This window comes from Legionella norrlandica (assembly GCF_000770585.1).
GTDB classification, from domain to species: Bacteria; Pseudomonadota; Gammaproteobacteria; order Legionellales; family Legionellaceae; genus Legionella; species Legionella norrlandica.
In genome coordinates this window covers 1-18,047 of record NZ_JNCF01000037.1, presented here as the reverse complement: position 1 = coordinate 18,047, position 18,047 = coordinate 1, and the positions used below count along the sequence as shown (strand labels likewise).

Genomic DNA, 18,047 nt, shown 5'->3' with positions numbered 1-18,047 from the left:
TCTAGGTTATCTCGATGAGAGAATTTGTAGGGCTTCGCGAATTATTTGCTCACAACTTTTATCATCACCAATTTTATTCACTGCTTTTATTGCTTCCTGCGTTTTATAACCTAAAGCCTCCAAAGCGCTAATCGCCTCATCTTGAGGGTGATTCCTTCCCTGTTTATTGATAGCAGCCGTAGCTGATTCACCAAACTGTTTCAAGCTGTCTCGCATTTCCACAACCAAGCGTTCGGCTGTTTTTTTACCGATACCGGGTAATTTAGTTAATAAAGCAGAATTCTCTTGATGAATACACTGGATAAATTCCTGAGGAGAAATACTAGACAAAATTGCCATAGCCAACTTGGGGCCGATCCCATTCACCTTAATTAATGCCCTAAATAAAGACCGCTCCTCTTTATCTAAAAAACCATACAACAATAAAGCATCTTCCCGAACCACTGTATGAATATGCAAACCAATTGGTTTGTTATTATTTTCTATCTGAAAAAAAGTATTCAAGGAAGTTTCTACATCATACCCCACTCCATTAACATCCAAAACTAATTTTCCTGGTTGATGCTTATCTACCACTTGACCATGGAGCCAACCAATCATAACCTCATTCTCCTTCTTTTTATTCCTCGTGAACCGACCAATCTAGACAACCCATTCCGCATATGGCTATGGCATATGGCAATGGCCAAGGCGTCAGCAGCATCCTTCTGTGGAGATCTATTTAACATAAGAAGTTCAACAACCATATGACTCACTTGTTCTTTTTCAGCGGCCCCGTAACCTACTATGCTTTGTTTTATCTCTCTTGCTGAATACTCACAGATTTTTACGCGATGTGAAGCTGCAGCTACCATAGCAACCCCCCGCGCATGTCCCAATTTCAAAGCAGAATTAGGGTTCTGATGCATAAATACCTGCTCAATAGCCACTTCAGTAGGTGAGTAATGATCCATTAATTGACATATTCCGTCATATATTTGTAGTAATTTATGACTTAATTCAGCATCACTTGATGTACGTATACATCCACTATCAATATATTCAATTTGCTGGCTTGATTCTCTTATCAGCCCATATCCTGTAACCCGTGAGCCCGGATCTATCCCTAATATAATGGTCATTAATTCATTGATTCTAATATTTTTTCAGAAAACTCAGCATTACTGTATACTTCCTGAACGTCATCCAAATCTTCCAGCATATCAATCAGCTTAATTAAACTTTCAGCAGTTTCATCACTCAGTGGTATCAAGGTTTGCGCACGCATGGTCAAATGGGACTGCTCAACTTCTAAACCAGCCTCCTGCAAAGCGCTTAATACATTATGATAGGATTCAACAGGGGTAATCACTTCTATTTGATCGTCCTCAACTGAAACGTCAGAAGCTCCAGCATCAATTGCAATCTCCATTACTTTCTCTTCTGACTGACCTGCAGCCATTAGAATTTCACCCTGATTCGTGAAAAGATAAGACACAGAGCCATCCGTTCCTAAGTTACCCCCGTGTTTCGAAAAGGCATGCCTGACTTCAGAAACTGTTCGATTTTTGTTGTCAGATAAACAATCAACTAATATGGCAACACCACCTGGGCCATATCCCTCATAACGCATGGAAATCATGGCTTCGCCATCAAGACCTCCTACTCCACGTTTAACAGCATTATCTATAGTATCACGCTTCATATTAGCATTAAGCGCTTTCTTAATAGCATCTCTCAATCGTGGATTACTTGATTCGTCCCCACCACTCATCCGGGCAGCTACTGTGATTTCACGAATTAATTTGGTAAATACTTTTCCCCGTTTTGCATCTTGAACCCCTTTACGAAATTTAATATTCGCCCATTTACTATGACCAGCCATTGCTTCACCTCTAAATAATTTTCATACGCTAATTATACAATGCTCTACCGTCAAAAAGAATCAGGACTTATGAAAAACCCCCATATCTTAAGAAAAGATATCTGGTATATTAGAACTCATTATAATATTTAAAAATGATTCAACCTGCTGCTCTCGACAATTTGGGCTTTTTTAGACTATCCTAGCATCATTCTAAAGTCTTTAAGGAGATTTCACTGTGTACTTGCAAGGATTTGGTAACTACCACCATACTGAGGCCATTACTGGAGCATTACCCCCTAATCAAAATTCGCCTCAACACTGTAATCTTGGGCTATACGCAGAGCAATTGAATGGGACCTCGTTTACTCGTCCACGACATATTAACTTTCGCAGTTGGCTCTATAGAATTCTTCCTACGATTACTCAAGGAACCTATTATCCCTATGAAATAAATATAGTGAAATCTTTTGCTGAAGATCAATCGCCCAACGCCTTACGTTGGTCTCCTATTTATAATAATCCTCAAATCAAATGCGACTTCATTGAAGGCTTATTTCATATTGCTGGAAATCATTTCATCAATGCCTATAGTTATTATTGTAACCATTCCATGAGCGATAAATATTTTGCCAATAACGATGGCGAATTGTTGTTTGTTCCTTATGCGGGTGAAATTATTTTAAATACTGAATTGGGTCGATTAAATCTCTGCTCAGGAATGATTGGAGTTATTCCTCGCGGTATTAAATTTAAAGTGGAGGTAATTAGCAAGGAAGCAAGAGGTTACCTTTGTGAAAATAGCGGCAATCCCCTAACTTTGCCCCAGTTGGGTCCTATTGGGGCAAATGGTCTGGCAAACCCACGACATTTCAGATATCCAGTAGCGGCCTTTGAAGAAACCAAAGGTGAATGCACCATTATTTGTAAGAATCAGAAAAAATTATGGTTCACAGTATGTGATCACTCACCGCTCAATGTCGTTGCTTGGCATGGTAATTATGCCCCTTATTGTTATGATCTCAGTTTATTCAATACCATAAATACAGTGAGCTTTGATCACCCGGATCCATCCATATTCACAGTATTAACTTCGGAAAGTGAAATACCAGGAGTATCCAACCTGGATTTTGTTATTTTTCCGCCTCGATGGATGGTTGCAGAGCATACATTTAGACCCCCCTATTTCCATAGGAACTATATGAATGAATTAATGGGTCTAGTTTATGGAGAATATGACGCCAAGAAAGAGGGATTTGTGCCCGGTGGTATCAGCATTCATAATTGCATGACTCCACATGGTCCAGATTATGAATCTTACGAAATCGCAGCCTCACAAGAATTAAAACCAAACTATATCGATTCTCTCGCTTTTATGTTTGAAACCAAAGATTACTGGCAAATTACCGAGCAAGCATACCAGCATCCAAGTAGACAGATAGACTACATTGATTGCTGGCAAGGTTTTAAAGCAGAGTTTAGTCAATAAATATTATTTGAATACAGCAAGTATTGGGTCACAGCGACCCAACCTGTACTTAAAAAAAGTAACTATTCACGCTGTATCGAGGATTAAAAATTAAAACAGATCCTCTTGAGTTAATCCAACCCTTTCCAGCAAGGTTCTTAGTGTTTTCAACGCTTCAACCTGGATTTGGCGAACACGTTCTCTTGTCAAATCAATTTCCTTACCAACATCCTCAAGAGTAGCTTTTTCGAAGCCTCTCAACCCAAATCGCCTGGCAATAACCTGTTGCTGGTTTTCAGTTAATTTATCCAGTAGAGATTCTATATGCTGCCTCAAATTCTCATTAGTTAATAATTCTGCTGGATTTACACTGTTCTCATCAGCAATAGTATCCAATAGGGACTTTGTTTCATCAAATCCAATTGGCGTATCGACTGAAGTCACTTTATCATTCAAACCCAATAATTTTTGAACATCCTCTAATGGTTTATCAACCATTTCTGCTATTTCTTCTGGAGACGGCTCATGATCCAGTTTTTGGGTGAGTTGCCTTGCGGCTCGTAGATAAACATTCAGCTCTTTCACTACATGGATAGGCAAACGAATAGTTCTCGTTTGATTCATAATTGCTCGTTCTATTGTTTGTCTAATCCACCAGGTCGCATAAGTTGAAAATCGAAATCCCCTCTTAGGGTCAAATTTTTCAACAGATTTCATTAAACCCAGATTACCTTCCTCAATTAGATCGAGAAGTGGTAATCCCCTATTAAGGTAACGTCTGGCTATTTTCACAACCAACCGTAAATTAGACTCGATCATTTTCTTACGTGCTTCCATATCACCCTTCAAAGCAAGGGTGGCATAATGAATCTCTTCTTCCGCCGTAAGCAAAGGTGAAAATCCAATCTCACTTAAATAAAGCTGAGTAGCGTCTAAAGCTTTGGCAATATTTTTTCCACGAGGAAAGGAAGGAAAAGCTTCCTCATCTCCAAACTCTGGGAACTCTTCAAGATCTTCGTCCTCCGTTTTTTCGATATCGGGTTCAATATCTTCTTCTGATAAAAGAGAATCATCATCAGGCTCAGACCATTCGTCTTCCTTGATTTCCTTATCTTTAATTGGGTCTTCTTCATCTTGCATTGTATCACCTATATGTTAGCCATGCCTTGAAATAGCTTTTACTTCTCAACAAGTCTATCTATAACTATAAGCTATATGTCAACCTTTTGGTAGATAATTCAACGGGTTGACTGGCATTCCTGCCTTTCTTATTTCAAAATGCACACCCCAATATACCCTATCTATCAAACCAGCTTCCGCTATTACCTGCCCTGAATTAACTCTTTGTCCTTCTTGAACTAAATTTTTCGCATTATTAGCATAAGCGGTTAGATATTCATTATTATGCTTGATAATAATTAAATTACCATACCCTGGTAAACCACTTCCAGCATAAGCCACTACACCACTTGTGGAAGCTCTAACTTTTTCACCTTTTTTGCATGCAATATTTATGCCTTTTTTACCTTGTGAAGGAACAAAAGTTGTAACAACACGACCTGTAACAGGCCATAACCAACCTGAGGAAGAGCGTACATTATAAGCTGGAGAATAAATAACATTTTGTTGGGGTTTATAAGGTCTTTGCACATTATTTCTGTAATAAACAGAATTAGACTGATGAGATCTTGGCATAATACCCTTCAAAGTTAAAACCTGCCCCACCCGCAAGGAATACGGTGGCCTTAAATGATTTATCAAGGCAAGCCTTCTATAATCTGTATCATATCTAAAAGCAATGGCATACAGTGTCTCACCATGTCGTACTGTATGAAATTTCTGATATTTTGAAAAAGGTTGCCATTTTAACTCTGTAACGGGAGCCAAATCACTTCTTGTCCCACATCCGGCAAGATTTAACATAAGAAAAAGACAAATGAACTGTTTGCAAAATAAGCGCATTATTATTATCTCATTTATTAAGTTATCAATTTTCTATGCAAATTCCGTTAAGTAAGTTAGATAAATGATCAAATAGTTTATAGTGAGTCATATCTAAATGGAGCGGTGTTACAGAGACATGGCCTGTTTTAATTGCATAAAAATCAGTACCAGGGCCTGCATCTGCTTCTGGTCCTGGTGGGCCAACCCAGTAAATTGTCCTTCCTCTGGGATCATATTCTTTAATAATAGGTTCTGCACAATGACGAGTCCCCAATCGTGTCACTTGTAAACCTCTTATCTTGTCCAGAGGCAAGTCGGGAACATTAACATTTAAAATGGTTTGAGAGGGTAATTTGTTAATACTTAATTTTATAATTAACTGCTTGGCAATAATTGCCGCTGTTTCATAATGCTGTATGTTATCTCCTACCATTGAAACAGCTATGGCAGGCAATCCCAGGTAGCGACCTTCCATAGCTGCTGCTACTGTACCAGAATAAAGCACATCATCGCCTAAATTAGCACCTTCATTAATACCAGATACTACTATGTCTGCTATGGGATCTAAAAATCCAGTTAATGCCAAATGTACGCAATCAGTAGGTGTCCCATCGACACTGTAATAGCCATTCTCCAATTGTTTAACTCTTAAAGGTTGTCTCAAAGTCAATGAATTACTTGCACCGCTTCTGTTTCTATCAGGGGCAACCACTTCGACTTTTCCTATAGTTGTTAACTTATTGGCTAACACCTTAATGCCTTCAGCCAAAACTCCATCGTCATTACTTACTAATATTTTCATATTAACTCTCTGGCGACTCCAACCATTTTACAACTGCTAAATAGTAAGCAAGTTCCTCTTGATTCTTCTCCAAGGAGTCTTGCAATTCAGTATTGGTATTCTTCTTAGCTATTTCCATTTGCTGTTTGGCAATGACTTGCTGCAAATCTAAAATTTTATTGCCAAACTCTTGTGGGCTACGTTGTAATTGATAGGCTAAATTATTCATTCTCCTGCCTATTTCCTCTAATTGCTGACAATTTAACTCATCAGGTTGCTTATTGGGACATAATTTTAAAGCCTTTTGTAGTTCGGAAGGATGGGAACGATAATACTGCTCATCTTTTTTAAACTGACAAGAAACTAATCCCAATGCTATTAATATTATCACCAAGTATTTATTCATACTCACCCTCTTGATGTAAACTACAAAAAGTCGATATTATCACCAGTCAGCTAGTAACGCTATCTTAATGAGAATATACCACATGCTTGATTTTAGATTGAATCGTGATCCGCAAACGGGCGAATTATACATAGAAACTTCATTATGCGGAAAACCTCTACTGACCACTCCACAATTAAATAAAGGAACTGCCTTTACCCAGGAAGAGCGAAAAGAGTTTGGTTTGTTAGGTAAACTGCCAAATCGTGTCGAAACACTGGATGAGCAAGTGAAGCGTGCCTATCTTCAATATTCAGGTTACACAACACGCTTACAACAACATATTTATTTAAATAACCTACATGATAAAAATCAAATATTGTTTTATAAGTTGTTAAGTCGTCATTTAGGCGAAATGTTGCCAATCATTTATACCCCAATTGTTGGTACAGCAGTGAAGCGATTTAGCCATGAGTATAGGCAACCTCGAGGTTTGTATATTGCTCATTCAGATAAAAATCAAATCGAAGAAATAATTAATAACCGATCAAACCCAGAAATAGATCTTATTGTAGTGACTGATGGGGAAGGAGTCTTGGGTATTGGCGATCAAGGGATAGGCGGAATGGATATACCTGTTGCTAAGCTTATGGTCTATAGTCTATGTGGTGGTATCGATCCTACACGAACGTTACCAGTCTTTCTCGATGTCGGAACCAATAACCAGGCTTTATTAAATGACCCTATGTATCTTGGTTGCCGTCATCCACGGATTAAAAGTTCTGAATACGATGATTTTATAAAAACTTTTGTCAACGAAATTCATAAACAATTTCCTAATGCCTTTTTACATTGGGAAGACTTTGGTCGAGGGAACGCCAGGCGCATCCTGGACCAATTCCAGGACGAGTTGTGTACCTTTAATGATGATATCCAGGGCACGGGCGCTGTAACTCTGGCTGCTATTTTAGCAGCTTGTGATGTAACCGGGCTTCCCCTGCATGAACAAAGAATAGTGGTATTCGGAGCAGGTTCTGCAGGTACTGGCATTAGTGATCAGATGATTGAAGCAATGGTCAAAAATGGATTGAATCTTGCTGATGCCTACGAAAGATTCTGGCTGATCGACCGACAAGGCCTGTTACTGGCTACAGACCAAGAATTAACTGATGCACAAAAGCCTTATGCACGCGACCCCAAAAGCATTCAATCCTGGGACATCAATAACAGGCAGTCTCCTTCTTTTACGGATACAATTAGGCATGTTAAGCCTACTATTTTAATTGGCTGCTCCGCTCAAACAGGTGCCTTTTCACAAGATATTATTGAAACTATGTCTGCTGCCTGCGAGCGCCCTATTATTTTCCCTTTATCCAATCCTGATGATAAATGCGAAGCACAACCAGCTGATATTCTGGCCTGGAGTAAGGGGCGAGCATTAATTGCGACTGGAACTGCGTTCCCTGCCATTGAGTATCAAAACAGAATGGTACAAATAGCTCAATGCAATAATGCCCTGGTATTCCCTGGCATCGGGTTAGGTGTTTTAGCTGTGAGCGCCTCTCGTTTGACAAAAGACATGATATTGGCAGCAGCTCAAACCTTAAGCAAATTCGCACCTAGCAGGAAAGACAGCTTTTTACCTCTATTACCTTCATTAGATAATGCTCAAATTGTAGCTAAAGAGATAGCCATTGCCGTAGCTCAATGCGCAATAGATTCAGGTTATGCACAAAAAAATCAAGACAAGGATCTGGTTAGACTAATTGATGAGCTCTTTTGGGAACCCAGATATCTGCCTTTTAGAAAAAGGAGAACCAATCAAAGCATCTAACTAAAATCATCAACCAAATGACAAAATAACACCCATATTAATCAAAAACGGATGGTTGGATCACAAATGAGCATCAAGGCCTACCCCTACGCATGAAAAATAAAACTCCCCAGATACTTCTAGCCTCCTCACCACCGCGCGCATAGCGCATGGGGAGAGGATTGTGGGGTCTGATAAGCCCCACTTTAAATCACATCCTGGAACAAGCATTTATCAGCGCAGAACCTTCTCTATCTCTAGTAATATATACAATTTGTTTTTTAATTTTGAGCTGGATCAACAAAATTAATTATTACTTTTTTTGTTGTGCCGCTTGCAGGCTCCCAAGCTCGAGCATACTTAAATGTCATTTTGGTTTGTTTAGGGTAGGTTTTACCTTTATTCAAATTAAAAATAAATAACATTTTTCCACCAGCGCCTATCAAGTTAGTCTGAGGCTTTTCATAAACACTATTGCTCAAAGTAAGCAAATTTTCATCAAAAGTTACTATTGACCATTGATAACCAGTAGTAGGATTCGCTGCCAAACTTACAACAAAACTCGGATCTTTAGAGCTGACTTTCATAGTGACATCATCCCCAGCCTGCGCAAGCACTGAGAATGCTAACATAAAGCAACCCAACAATATTTTCATATCTGCCTCATTAAGTTCAATTCTCAAGGTTAATGTTGTCGTTCATTAAATCATAGCATTTGATGCCTATTTATTCACTCCAGTTATCTCTATCTCGATCCAATTCGGGTAAGAATCCGCCCACCTGAGCATCCCACATGGATTTATATAAGCCATTCTTTGATAATAGTTCCTCATGCGTTCCATCTTCAATGATTTTTCCTGCTTCAAATACTAAAATTCTATCCATATGCAATAATGTTGATAAACGATGGGCAATTACTATTGTAGTTTTAGACTTCATTAACAGCCATAATGAGTTTTGTATGGCTTCTTCTGTCAAAGAATCAAGTTGAGAAGTAGCTTCATCTAATATCAAGATCTTCGTATTTTTTAAAATAGCACGAGCAATTGCGATACGCTGCCTTTGTCCTCCCGATAATTTAATTCCTCTTTCTCCAACCAGTGTGTCGTAACCATCAGGCAAAAGCGAAATAAAATCATCACAACATGCTTGTTGAGCAGCCTTAATGACTTCTTCATCAGTAGCATTAGGATTTCCATAACGAATATTTTCCATTAACGTTCTATGAAACAAAGTCGTATCTTGAGGAATCATACTTATTGCAGCGCGTAAAGAATCCTGCGTTACCTTACTAATATCTTGGTCATCAATCAGAATTCTTCCTGATTCGACATTAAATAAACGTAGAATCAAATGAGTAAAAGTTGTTTTACCACTTCCTGAAAAACCTACCAGGCCCACACGTTGTTTAGGTTTAATTATCACTGACTTGTTTTCAAAAACTTTTTTCCCTTGATTATAATGAAAAGTTACATTATCAAATTCTACCCTCCCTTCTGTCACTACCAGGGATTGAGCGTCTGTAACGTCTTGTACTTCAAGGGGAGAGCTAAGCAAAGCTATGGCCTGTCTTGCGATGCCTATTTCACGAAACAATTCAGCTATAGCATGACACAAGTACCAGATCTGCGACATAATGGCAAAAGAAACATTAAATATAAAAACGAAATCACCAGTTGTAATGAGTCCCCTATTCCAAAATGTTAGTAGGCAGTACACCATAGCGACTAACATTACTGTGACAGGGATATCCAAATATAAACGAAATATATTCATATAAATCGTTAATTTTTTATTACTCCGAACTTCATTACTTTGACTTAAGTTAATATAGGACAACTCTTCCCGAGAGCGAGCAAAGAGCTTTACCACACTGGCATTACTTAGACTGTCTACAATTCTGCCGCTTAATTGGCTTTTGTCTTCGGCATTTTCTTTGGAATATTGATCAACTTTTTTTGACAACCTGAAACTGATATACAGTTGAAAAATGATCCAGCTTAATAAGATAACAGCAAACCAATAATTAATTGTGCACATCAAAATTAATGCCACCATAATAGAAGCGAATGCTGCAATAGCATACCAAGTGATAATGTTAAATATAGAATCCAAAGCTCGGGGTAAGTCATTCACCTTATTCGCTAAACTTCCCGCCATTTGATTAGAAAAATAATGATAGGACTGCCGGCTCAAATATTCCATGACCGACATTCTGACATCAGCCTGAAATTGCGGTATCACATAGCCTTGCCACCAGTTTTGCAAGCGCAAAATAACGATTAAAGCAAACCAAGAACCACCACCTATCCATAGAGCAGGTGCCACTGCAACAAAAATATTTTCGTTCTTAGAGTGAGTTCCCAACGCATCAACAATCATTTTCAAAGAGTAAGGAATAGCGTTATTCTCCAACACCATTGCGATTGGCGCTATAAAAAAAACAGTAAAAGCAACAGGCTGTTTTTTTATGAAATGCCAAAAAAATCGACCTAATGTTTTTGGTAATTCTTTAGATTTCCTGTTATTCATGAATCATACTCTAATTATATTGTTACAAAGCGTGACTATTTTAACCTGATATTTATCAATTGGTGAATTTTTTGTTTATTAGCCATAACCCTTATAGGTTATTACTGTTAACCTCTTCGAATTACATTTCATCCAAGCCAGGTTATTCCTATCAGATCATAATTGAGATGAATTAAATGATTTCAAAAACTAAATATAAAATTTAATCTTGATCTTAGGTCATATAAAAGCGATCATTTTTAAATTTTTAAGTTAGGAGTAGTACGTGTGGAACACGAAACGATGGAATTTGATGTTATCATAGTTGGTGCAGGACCGTCTGGATTATCCGCTGCAATTAAATTAAAGCAACTTGCCTTAGCCTCTCAAAAAGAAATCAATATTTGTATATTAGAAAAAGGGGCTCAAGTTGGCGCCCATATTCTTTCGGGCGCAGTTTTAGAACCAACAAGCTTAAAAGAGCTATTACCCGATAGCTGGGAACAGGCTCCACTGGACACCCCTGTCCACAAAGATTTGTTTTATTTTCTAACCCCAAGCAAATCATTCAAACTCCCTACCCCTAAGCCAATGCGCAATGAGGGAAATTTTATTATCAGTTTAGGGGAGCTCTGCAAATTTCTTGCAGAACAGGCTGAAGCGTTGGGGTGTGAAATATACCCTGGTTTTGCTGCTGCAGAAATTCTCTACAATGATAAAAATCAAGTCATTGGTGTTGCTACAGGCGCTGTAGGAATTGATAAACAAGGAGAAAAAACCAATAATTATCAGCCAGGTATGCATTTATTAGCCAAACAAACTTTATTTGCGGAAGGATGTCGTGGACAACTGAGTCAACTCCTAATGTCACGATATCATTTAAGAGACCAGTCACAACCACAAACTTATGGCATCGGAATTAAAGAAATTTGGCAAATTGATGCCTCCAAACATGAGCCAGGAAAAGTAATACACACTGTTGGCTGGCCTCTAAATCATGCCACTTATGGTGGCTCATTTTTATACCATCTTTCAGGGCAAAGAGTTGCCATAGGTTTTGTTGTAGGGCTTGATTATAAAAACCCTTGGTTAAGCCCTTATGGAGAGTTTCAGCGATTTAAAACGCACCCTCTTATAAAATCTGTACTGACTGGAGGAGAACGAATCTGCTATGGGGCTAGAGCTCTTAATGAAGGCGGGTGGCAGTCTCTTCCTAAATTGACCTTTCCTGGCGGTGCTTTGATTGGTGATGCAGCTGGTTTTTTAAATGTGCCGAAAATCAAAGGAATACACACAGCAATGCAATCGGGAATGCTTGCTGCACAAGCTTGTTTTGAAGCTCTAAATGAAGAAAGAAGTGGTTCATTCGAGTTAACAGGATATCCTGAAAAAGTAAATCAATCCTGGTTAAAGCAAGAACTCTATGCAGTACGGAATATCAGACCTGGATTCAAACGCGGTTTATTCCCAGGCTTAATCAACGCAGCTTTTGAAACATATATTAGCCGAGGATACTCTCCATGGACACTAAAAAATCATGCCGATCATAAAACCCTAATTCCAGCAGAAAAAGCCAAACAAATAGACTACCCTAAACCAGATGGTGTAATCACTTTTGATAGGCTATCTTCAGTATTTTTATCAAATACCTTTCATGAAGAAAATCAGCCATGCCATCTTAAGCTAAAACAACCTAAATTAGCTATTGATGTTAACTTTAATCAATACGCTTCTCCAGAAAGTCGATATTGCCCCGCAGCTGTTTATGAAATCATTGAAGAGAAAGATAAAGGTCCCCACTTGCAAATTAACGCTCAAAATTGCATTCATTGTAAAACCTGTGACATCAAAGATCCTCGACAGAATATAGTTTGGCAGGCACCTGAAGGTGGCGGAGGGCCAAATTACACAGAGATGTAAGACAAAATTCTGGCATTCCAGCGAGATACAGCATGGTTACCTGGTATCCTAGATTGATACGAGGTAATCTGTGTTGAACGAGGAGAGGAAGAACTTGCAAAGAAGCTTGAGAAATTCAAAGGCATTATTTAACCTTAGTAGGTCATTAATATTTGATTTTTTCATCTAGGGAGCAAGCATTTTCATTGTCATTTTGCATTGATAAAGGTAGACTTGCGTTTGATGAATAAAGTCCCGGTGGCACAGATGGATAGCGCAGCCCCCTCCTAAGGGGCAGGTCGGAGGTTCGAATCCTCTCCGGGACGCCAGTAGCGCATGGGTCTATTTCTTTTTGGGTTTGAGTCAATTCTCATGAGCGGATAACTCACATCGCAGTATTGCTTGTTTCAATTCCTTGCCATGATAAATTGATAAAATCTTGCTAGTATAGTTTGGATCAGTAGCATATCCCGCTTTACTTAACTCATTCATATACAGTTCCGGGTTCGCAGCGTTTGCCAAAGCTGTTCGATATCGTTCGCTTTCTTTAATTAACGAAATATAATCATGAAAACTGTCTTTTATGGAAGAATACTTTCTAAATGACGCATTAACCTTAATAGGCATATCAGCAATATATTCTGTTGTTTTAATTTGAACAGACTCTGACTGACTATTCGCGGTAGCCTTAATATTAAATAAATTATTGCTGCTGAAATCATTTGTATCCTTCACTACAAATTTGCCCCACCCTGTTTCCAGGGCTGCTTGTGCTATTAAAAGTTTAGGATCTAACCCAATTAAAGACGCAGCTTGCTTTGCTATCGGCCAAACAGATCTTACAAAATCATCAATAATAGAAGACGATATTTCAGTATTAGAAATTGTAGCACTATTCATCTCATTAGAAGAATGACTTGAGCTATTTAGGGGAATACCTACTGATGCATCCAGTTGGTTAGCTAACCTCGTTGCAGAACCTGTTTCTTTTGATTCGCCAAGGGCACTGCCGTATCGACCATCTAATATTTCTTGAAAAGTAATGGGATTCTTCTCATTGAAAGAAGTTGATTCATCAAGGAAATATTGTCCAATACACCTGCTCTTTAACATGGATTGCAGGAAAACAGTTTCAAATAATTTGGCAGCTTCAGGTAATCCTTCCTTTGCATTATTTTTTGCTTGAACTTTTAACTCATTTAATCCTTGAAAATCATTCGCAGCAATTCCTTGTACAGCCATTTCTATCGCCTTTTAATTAAACGCAACAGCCTATTGTAGCATCTCTGAATAGAGATCACATCCACCGGGTTGCATCGCATTGCACCTCTTACTACTTCTTTGAATATTTTCAAGCACTGAAACATCAGTAACCTATTGATGTTTATACAAATATTTGCATTACCTGGTTCAAATAGATTGAACCTATTCCAGCCACATTAAGTTTTAGATCCTCACCATGCTGACCAAGCTTGACACTATCCACATTAGTTGAAATCATAGTTTTCAAGGCCACTTCCTCTCCGTCATAAGTGCCACTTACTTTTATAATGTATTTTCCAGCTTCCATCCGTTGATTGCTTTGGTTAGTACCATCCCAACTCCATTGAAATAATCCCGATGTAGGTTGGCTCAAAGGAATGGCTTTTATTAATTCTCCTGCTTGCGTATAAATGAAAGCATTAAGATTTGCAACTCCTAACACCATTTCAATGGTTGCCTTAGTCTCTCCTTCTGCTCCTAAATAAAACACATCGCTGTTGACTAGAACTTTACGCCCTACCAAAGCGGAGGCTTGTAACGCTTGATTAGATTGCAAAGAGGATACTAATTGCTGTAAGGACTCTTGCATTTTTATGATTCCTTCTTTAGCGCTACCCTGTGTTAGTTGAGATAAAAACTCGCTATGAGTATGGCGTTGTAATGAACCTTGATTTCTAATTTGCTCCACCATTAACCGCAAAAAATCTTGTTGACCCAAATTTTGTCTTTTTTCAGGATTAGTTGGATTTTCAACTAAATCGCTAGTCGGACTGAAATCATTCGTTGAATTTGCAACCATTCTCTTCCCCTTATTCACCGCATTCTTTGCAAATCGAGTAATACAATATCTATTGGATAAGAACATAAACCAGAAATATTTTCTGAATCACCTGATTTCTGCTAGTATACCCGCCAAGAGATGGAAATCGGTTTGTTTGTTAAAAGCAACCATTGTGCCAATATCCAAAAATGAGCTATCTAAGAATTCCCTATATGGAGAAACTCACTATGTCAACCTCAAAAACACTCCCTTATAATGCAATAGAGCAAATTAAATCCTATCTTCTTCAACTGCAAAATGCAATTTGCACAACCCTTGAGACACTTGATGAAAAAGCCATGTTTCTTGAAGACTCGTGGCAACGCGCTGCCGGAGGTGGTGGTAAAAGTCGAGTTATGGTTAATGGCAACGTATTTGAAAAGGCAGGAGTTAATTTTTCACATGTTTCAGGTGAGCAATTACCTCCTTCGGCCAGTGCACAAAGGCCAGAATTGGCAGGTCGGTATTTTAGTGCATTAGGAGTATCTTTGGTGATTCATCCGCAAAATCCCTATGTCCCGACTACACATGCCAATGTTCGATTTTTTATCGCAGAAAAAGAAGGATTCGAGCCTGTGTGGTGGTTTGGTGGAGGATTCGATTTAACTCCATACTATGGGTTTGTCGAAGATTGTCAACACTGGCACCAAACGGCACTAAAAGCATGCTTGCCATTTGGAGAGACCATTTATCCTAAATTCAAACATTGGTGTGATGACTATTTCTTTATTAAACACCGGAATGAAGCACGCGGTATCGGTGGTTTATTTTTTGATGATTATAATGAAATAAGTTTTGACTACAGCTTTAACCTTATGCGCAGCATAGGAGATCATTTTATTCTTGCCTACGAACCTATAGTTACTCGCCGTAAAAATCTCCCTTACGGTCAGCGAGAAAAAGAATTTCAAAATTACCGAAGAGGCCGTTATGCTGAATTTAATTTAATTTATGACCGAGGTACTTTATTTGGCTTACAGTCTGGAGGAAGGACAGAGTCCATATTGATGTCTCTCCCTCCAGTCGTTCATTGGGAATATAACTGGCATCCTGAGAAAGGCAGCGAAGAAGAAAAATTATATTCAGATTTCTTACCTGTAAAAGATTGGTTGCAATTACAGAAATGATGGAGTTATTGACACAATCACAGCTTCTAGAGAGTTAATTTTTAATATTTTCCCCTCTCTTGCTCAAGTTGAACGTAGATTAATTCAAAAAAGAACCAGAGCTGGCTTAGAGGCAGCCCATGTTCATTCATAAACTCACAAAATAATCTTATAGATGTTATCGGGGATTTCTTTTTTCTGAGTTTTTTTCAACAAGCATATGTTCCGTTAAATTTTTAATCATACGCATGAACCTTAAAGGAACATCATTAGGGAGCATAACAACTTCATCAGAAACTGCCTTATAAGCTAATGCAGTGTATAGTTTAACGCCAGGAAGTGTAGCCATCATTTCTAGTTGAGTGAATCCATTGAAATAGGCTTCGCGTTCACAATGTCTTAGCAGCATACTTCCTAAGCCTTGTCTGGCAAATTTTGGATGAATAAAAAAAGCTCTTATTTTTGCAGCATCTTTTGATGGATCGAGATATTCTGGTTCTTCTCTACATGAAAATTGATTGCCTCCGAATAATGTTTTACGTTTACTCCATCCCCCACAACCGGCTATTTCTCCATCTTTTTCTATAACAAAATACGTCATATCTTTAACTAATTCCGTATCGACACCAAATACATAATTAATTGCTCCTTCAATTTCTGGATCCGAGTAAATATTTCGGCTTAACTCCCTTGCAGACACAGTAATTAATTCATTTAAGGTTTTAACATCATCAATATTAGCTAATCTTATATGAATCATGATTTTCTCCAGGTTTTCAGGAAAAAATAATCTAACATAAAATTTAAATAAAAAAATTTCTTATTTATTTTATAAAAATTACTATTTATAATGTATTTTTTCTAATTTAGGTAATATATGAAAAAGAATACCGCCCCAATTCAATCGAAATTGAATGATAAAAATCATCCGAACGAATTGTTAGATAAAACAGATAGAAAAATTCTCAACATTCTTCAAAAAGATAATCAAATTACAAATCAAGCACTTGCAGATAAAGTGGGCATATCTGCACCCCCTTGTTTTAGGCGGGTAAAGCGTTTGCGTGATGAAGGTATTATCCTTCATGATGTTTCTTTAGTTGATCCTTTTAAAGTGGGTAAGCCATTAATTGTCTTTGTAAATATTACTTTAGAAAAGCAAAGAGAAGATCTTTTGGCTCATTTCGAACGAAAAATGTCTGCAGAACCTGAAGTAATGCAATGCTATTTTGTTTCTGGTGATACCGATTATTTACTCATTATTCATGTAAAAGATATGAGCGATTATAATGAGTTTGCAAGAAGAGTATTTGCTAATGAACCAAATATCAAACAATTTCGAAGCAGTTTTTGTCTTAATCGAACAAAATACAATACTCAAGTTGTTTTATCAGAGGATTAGAAAATCTGAGGGTATCAAACTGGCTTCCTGCTCATTCACTGCAGAAAAATCCCGGTCCTTATAATTGGACCTTGCGGGACAGATAAGAGAACTCTAGTAATTTCAATTCATTGCATATTACCCCACACCAAATCAAGAGAGTTGTAAAAGCAATATATTTATGATTTTTGAACTATTTGTTTAAATTATTGTATTAATAATTTTTAGGTATTATTACTCCTGAAAAATTTAATTTAACGAAGGAAAATATTATGACTAAATCTAACTATATAAAACTACTTGACTCAATCTATGATATAAGTAATGAATGTGAGCAAAGTTCTTTAGAAGAATTTAAAATAGAGTACAACAAACTACTAAAGAAAAATGAAGGAGCCCAATTTTTAAGCTACGTCAAAAAAATATAGACGCTGAGCGCGCATCAGGAGTACTGCGTTATGGCACCATGATGATTCAAGGCAAGCAGGTGGAAACATTCCCTTTAGATATTACTGATATTATTATGGATAGGGTGTGACCTTGCATTAATGTAAGAATATTTCTGAGCACTCTCTTTCTATGGTCAATTTAAAACCACTCAAATCTCTTTCAATTAATTCATGTATAATTCCTTCTTAAATTATCCCCAGTGAATAGAATTAAGGTGAAAGAATGCAATCCAAATTCGAGAAGTTTAATGAATTACCACCAGACAAAATTGAACCGCTCAAAATTTATCAAACCGTGATTTAGCAAACTTAGCTCAGACATCAAAATATCATTTGGCTTTGTTTAAGCCTGTGATTGATGTTTGTAAATTATTGCATCATGTG

18 protein-coding genes and 1 tRNA gene are annotated in these 18,047 nt (G+C 37.7%); 7 read left to right on the top strand and 12 right to left on the bottom strand.

Translation table 11 applies throughout. From position 1 onward, the window contains the following. Window positions 1-6 precede the first annotated feature (6 nt). From ruvA to OK13_RS09385, 3 genes are read right to left on the bottom strand one after another with little or no spacing between them, the layout of a single operon-like run. Window positions 7-600, bottom strand: coding sequence for a Holliday junction branch migration protein RuvA (gene ruvA / locus OK13_RS09395; protein WP_035890446.1), 594 nt, complete (start codon window positions 598-600; stop codon window positions 7-9). Further along, window positions 597-1,121: a crossover junction endodeoxyribonuclease RuvC gene (gene ruvC, locus OK13_RS09390; RefSeq protein WP_035890444.1), complete on the bottom strand. Its 525-nt coding sequence runs from the start codon at window positions 1,119-1,121 to the stop codon at window positions 597-599. The genes ruvA and ruvC overlap by 4 nt, the downstream gene beginning before the upstream one ends. Then, the gene (locus tag OK13_RS09385; RefSeq protein ID WP_035890442.1) at window positions 1,121-1,864 is read right to left on the bottom strand and encodes a YebC/PmpR family DNA-binding transcriptional regulator; all 744 of its coding nucleotides are present in this window, start codon (window positions 1,862-1,864) and stop codon (window positions 1,121-1,123) included. The genes ruvC and OK13_RS09385 overlap by 1 nt, the downstream gene beginning before the upstream one ends. A 217-nt stretch (window positions 1,865-2,081) precedes the next feature. On the opposite strand from OK13_RS09385, the gene hmgA reads away from it, so the two are divergent. Next, window positions 2,082-3,332: a homogentisate 1,2-dioxygenase gene (gene hmgA, locus OK13_RS09380; RefSeq protein ID WP_035890440.1), complete on the top strand. Its 1,251-nt coding sequence runs from the start codon at window positions 2,082-2,084 to the stop codon at window positions 3,330-3,332. A 90-nt stretch (window positions 3,333-3,422) separates the two neighbouring features. Here hmgA and rpoS read toward each other — a convergent pair whose 3' ends face one another. From rpoS to OK13_RS09360, 4 genes are all read right to left on the bottom strand, one after another. Then, the gene (gene rpoS, locus OK13_RS09375) at window positions 3,423-4,451 is read right to left on the bottom strand and encodes an RNA polymerase sigma factor RpoS (RefSeq protein WP_035890439.1); all 1,029 of its coding nucleotides are present in this window, start codon (window positions 4,449-4,451) and stop codon (window positions 3,423-3,425) included. Window positions 4,452-4,529: 78 nt separating this feature from the next. Beyond that, the gene (locus OK13_RS09370; protein WP_173402502.1) at window positions 4,530-5,273 is read right to left on the bottom strand and encodes a peptidoglycan DD-metalloendopeptidase family protein; all 744 of its coding nucleotides are present in this window, start codon (window positions 5,271-5,273) and stop codon (window positions 4,530-4,532) included. A gap of 25 nt (window positions 5,274-5,298) precedes the next feature. Beyond that, a complete protein-coding gene (gene surE / locus OK13_RS09365; protein WP_035890434.1) occupies window positions 5,299-6,057 on the bottom strand; it encodes a 5'/3'-nucleotidase SurE in 759 nt (252 codons plus the stop codon). Between the two features lies 1 nt (window position 6,058). Continuing rightward, entirely contained in the window at window positions 6,059-6,442 is a 384-nt protein-coding gene (locus OK13_RS09360) for an EexN family lipoprotein (protein ID WP_035890433.1), read from the bottom strand. A gap of 82 nt (window positions 6,443-6,524) precedes the next feature. Between OK13_RS09360 and OK13_RS09355 the strand changes: the two genes are divergently transcribed. Beyond that, window positions 6,525-8,255: an NAD-dependent malic enzyme gene (locus tag OK13_RS09355; RefSeq protein WP_035890432.1), complete on the top strand. Its 1,731-nt coding sequence runs from the start codon at window positions 6,525-6,527 to the stop codon at window positions 8,253-8,255. A gap of 260 nt (window positions 8,256-8,515) precedes the next feature. Here OK13_RS09355 and OK13_RS09350 read toward each other — a convergent pair whose 3' ends face one another. Next, window positions 8,516-8,890, bottom strand: a complete 375-nt coding sequence (locus OK13_RS09350) for a protease inhibitor I42 family protein (RefSeq protein WP_035890431.1) — start codon at window positions 8,888-8,890, stop codon at window positions 8,516-8,518. A 70-nt stretch (window positions 8,891-8,960) separates the two neighbouring features. Continuing rightward, window positions 8,961-10,766 carry an ABC transporter ATP-binding protein gene (locus OK13_RS09345; protein ID WP_035890430.1) on the bottom strand — a complete coding sequence of 602 codons (1,806 nt, stop codon included), beginning with the start codon at window positions 10,764-10,766 and terminating at the stop codon, window positions 8,961-8,963. A gap of 267 nt (window positions 10,767-11,033) precedes the next feature. Here OK13_RS09345 and OK13_RS09340 point away from each other — a divergent pair, with 267 nt between their 5' ends. Together OK13_RS09340 and OK13_RS09335 are read left to right on the top strand one after the other, a co-directional pair. Beyond that, window positions 11,034-12,665, top strand: a complete 1,632-nt coding sequence (locus OK13_RS09340; protein ID WP_035890429.1) for an electron transfer flavoprotein-ubiquinone oxidoreductase — start codon at window positions 11,034-11,036, stop codon at window positions 12,663-12,665. Between the two features lie 231 nt (window positions 12,666-12,896). After that, window positions 12,897-12,973 (top strand) — tRNA-Arg (locus OK13_RS09335). A 34-nt stretch (window positions 12,974-13,007) separates the two neighbouring features. On the opposite strand, the gene OK13_RS09330 is transcribed toward OK13_RS09335, so the two are convergent. Together OK13_RS09330 and OK13_RS09325 are read right to left on the bottom strand one after the other, a co-directional pair. Further along, window positions 13,008-13,886 carry a glucosaminidase domain-containing protein gene (locus OK13_RS09330; protein ID WP_035890428.1) on the bottom strand — a complete coding sequence of 293 codons (879 nt, stop codon included), beginning with the start codon at window positions 13,884-13,886 and terminating at the stop codon, window positions 13,008-13,010. A gap of 142 nt (window positions 13,887-14,028) precedes the next feature. Continuing rightward, entirely contained in the window at window positions 14,029-14,706 is a 678-nt protein-coding gene (locus OK13_RS09325; RefSeq protein ID WP_035890427.1) for a flagellar hook assembly protein FlgD, read from the bottom strand. 209 nt (window positions 14,707-14,915) lie between these two features. On the opposite strand from OK13_RS09325, the gene hemF reads away from it, so the two are divergent. Both hemF and OK13_RS15350 read left to right on the top strand, forming a co-directional pair. After that, a complete protein-coding gene (gene hemF, locus OK13_RS09320) occupies window positions 14,916-15,854 on the top strand; it encodes an oxygen-dependent coproporphyrinogen oxidase (RefSeq protein WP_035890426.1) in 939 nt (312 codons plus the stop codon). Further along, window positions 15,832-15,987: a recombinase family protein gene (locus OK13_RS15350; RefSeq protein ID WP_152571653.1), complete on the top strand. Its 156-nt coding sequence runs from the start codon at window positions 15,832-15,834 to the stop codon at window positions 15,985-15,987. The genes hemF and OK13_RS15350 overlap by 23 nt, the downstream gene beginning before the upstream one ends. A 24-nt stretch (window positions 15,988-16,011) precedes the next feature. Here the strand turns inward: OK13_RS15350 and OK13_RS09315 are convergent, their stop codons facing one another. Beyond that, a complete protein-coding gene (locus OK13_RS09315) occupies window positions 16,012-16,593 on the bottom strand; it encodes a GNAT family N-acetyltransferase (protein ID WP_052117633.1) in 582 nt (193 codons plus the stop codon). A gap of 117 nt (window positions 16,594-16,710) precedes the next feature. Here OK13_RS09315 and OK13_RS09310 point away from each other — a divergent pair, with 117 nt between their 5' ends. Beyond that, the gene (locus OK13_RS09310) at window positions 16,711-17,235 is read left to right on the top strand and encodes an Lrp/AsnC family transcriptional regulator (protein ID WP_035890425.1); all 525 of its coding nucleotides are present in this window, start codon (window positions 16,711-16,713) and stop codon (window positions 17,233-17,235) included. Window positions 17,236-18,047 lie beyond the last annotated feature (812 nt).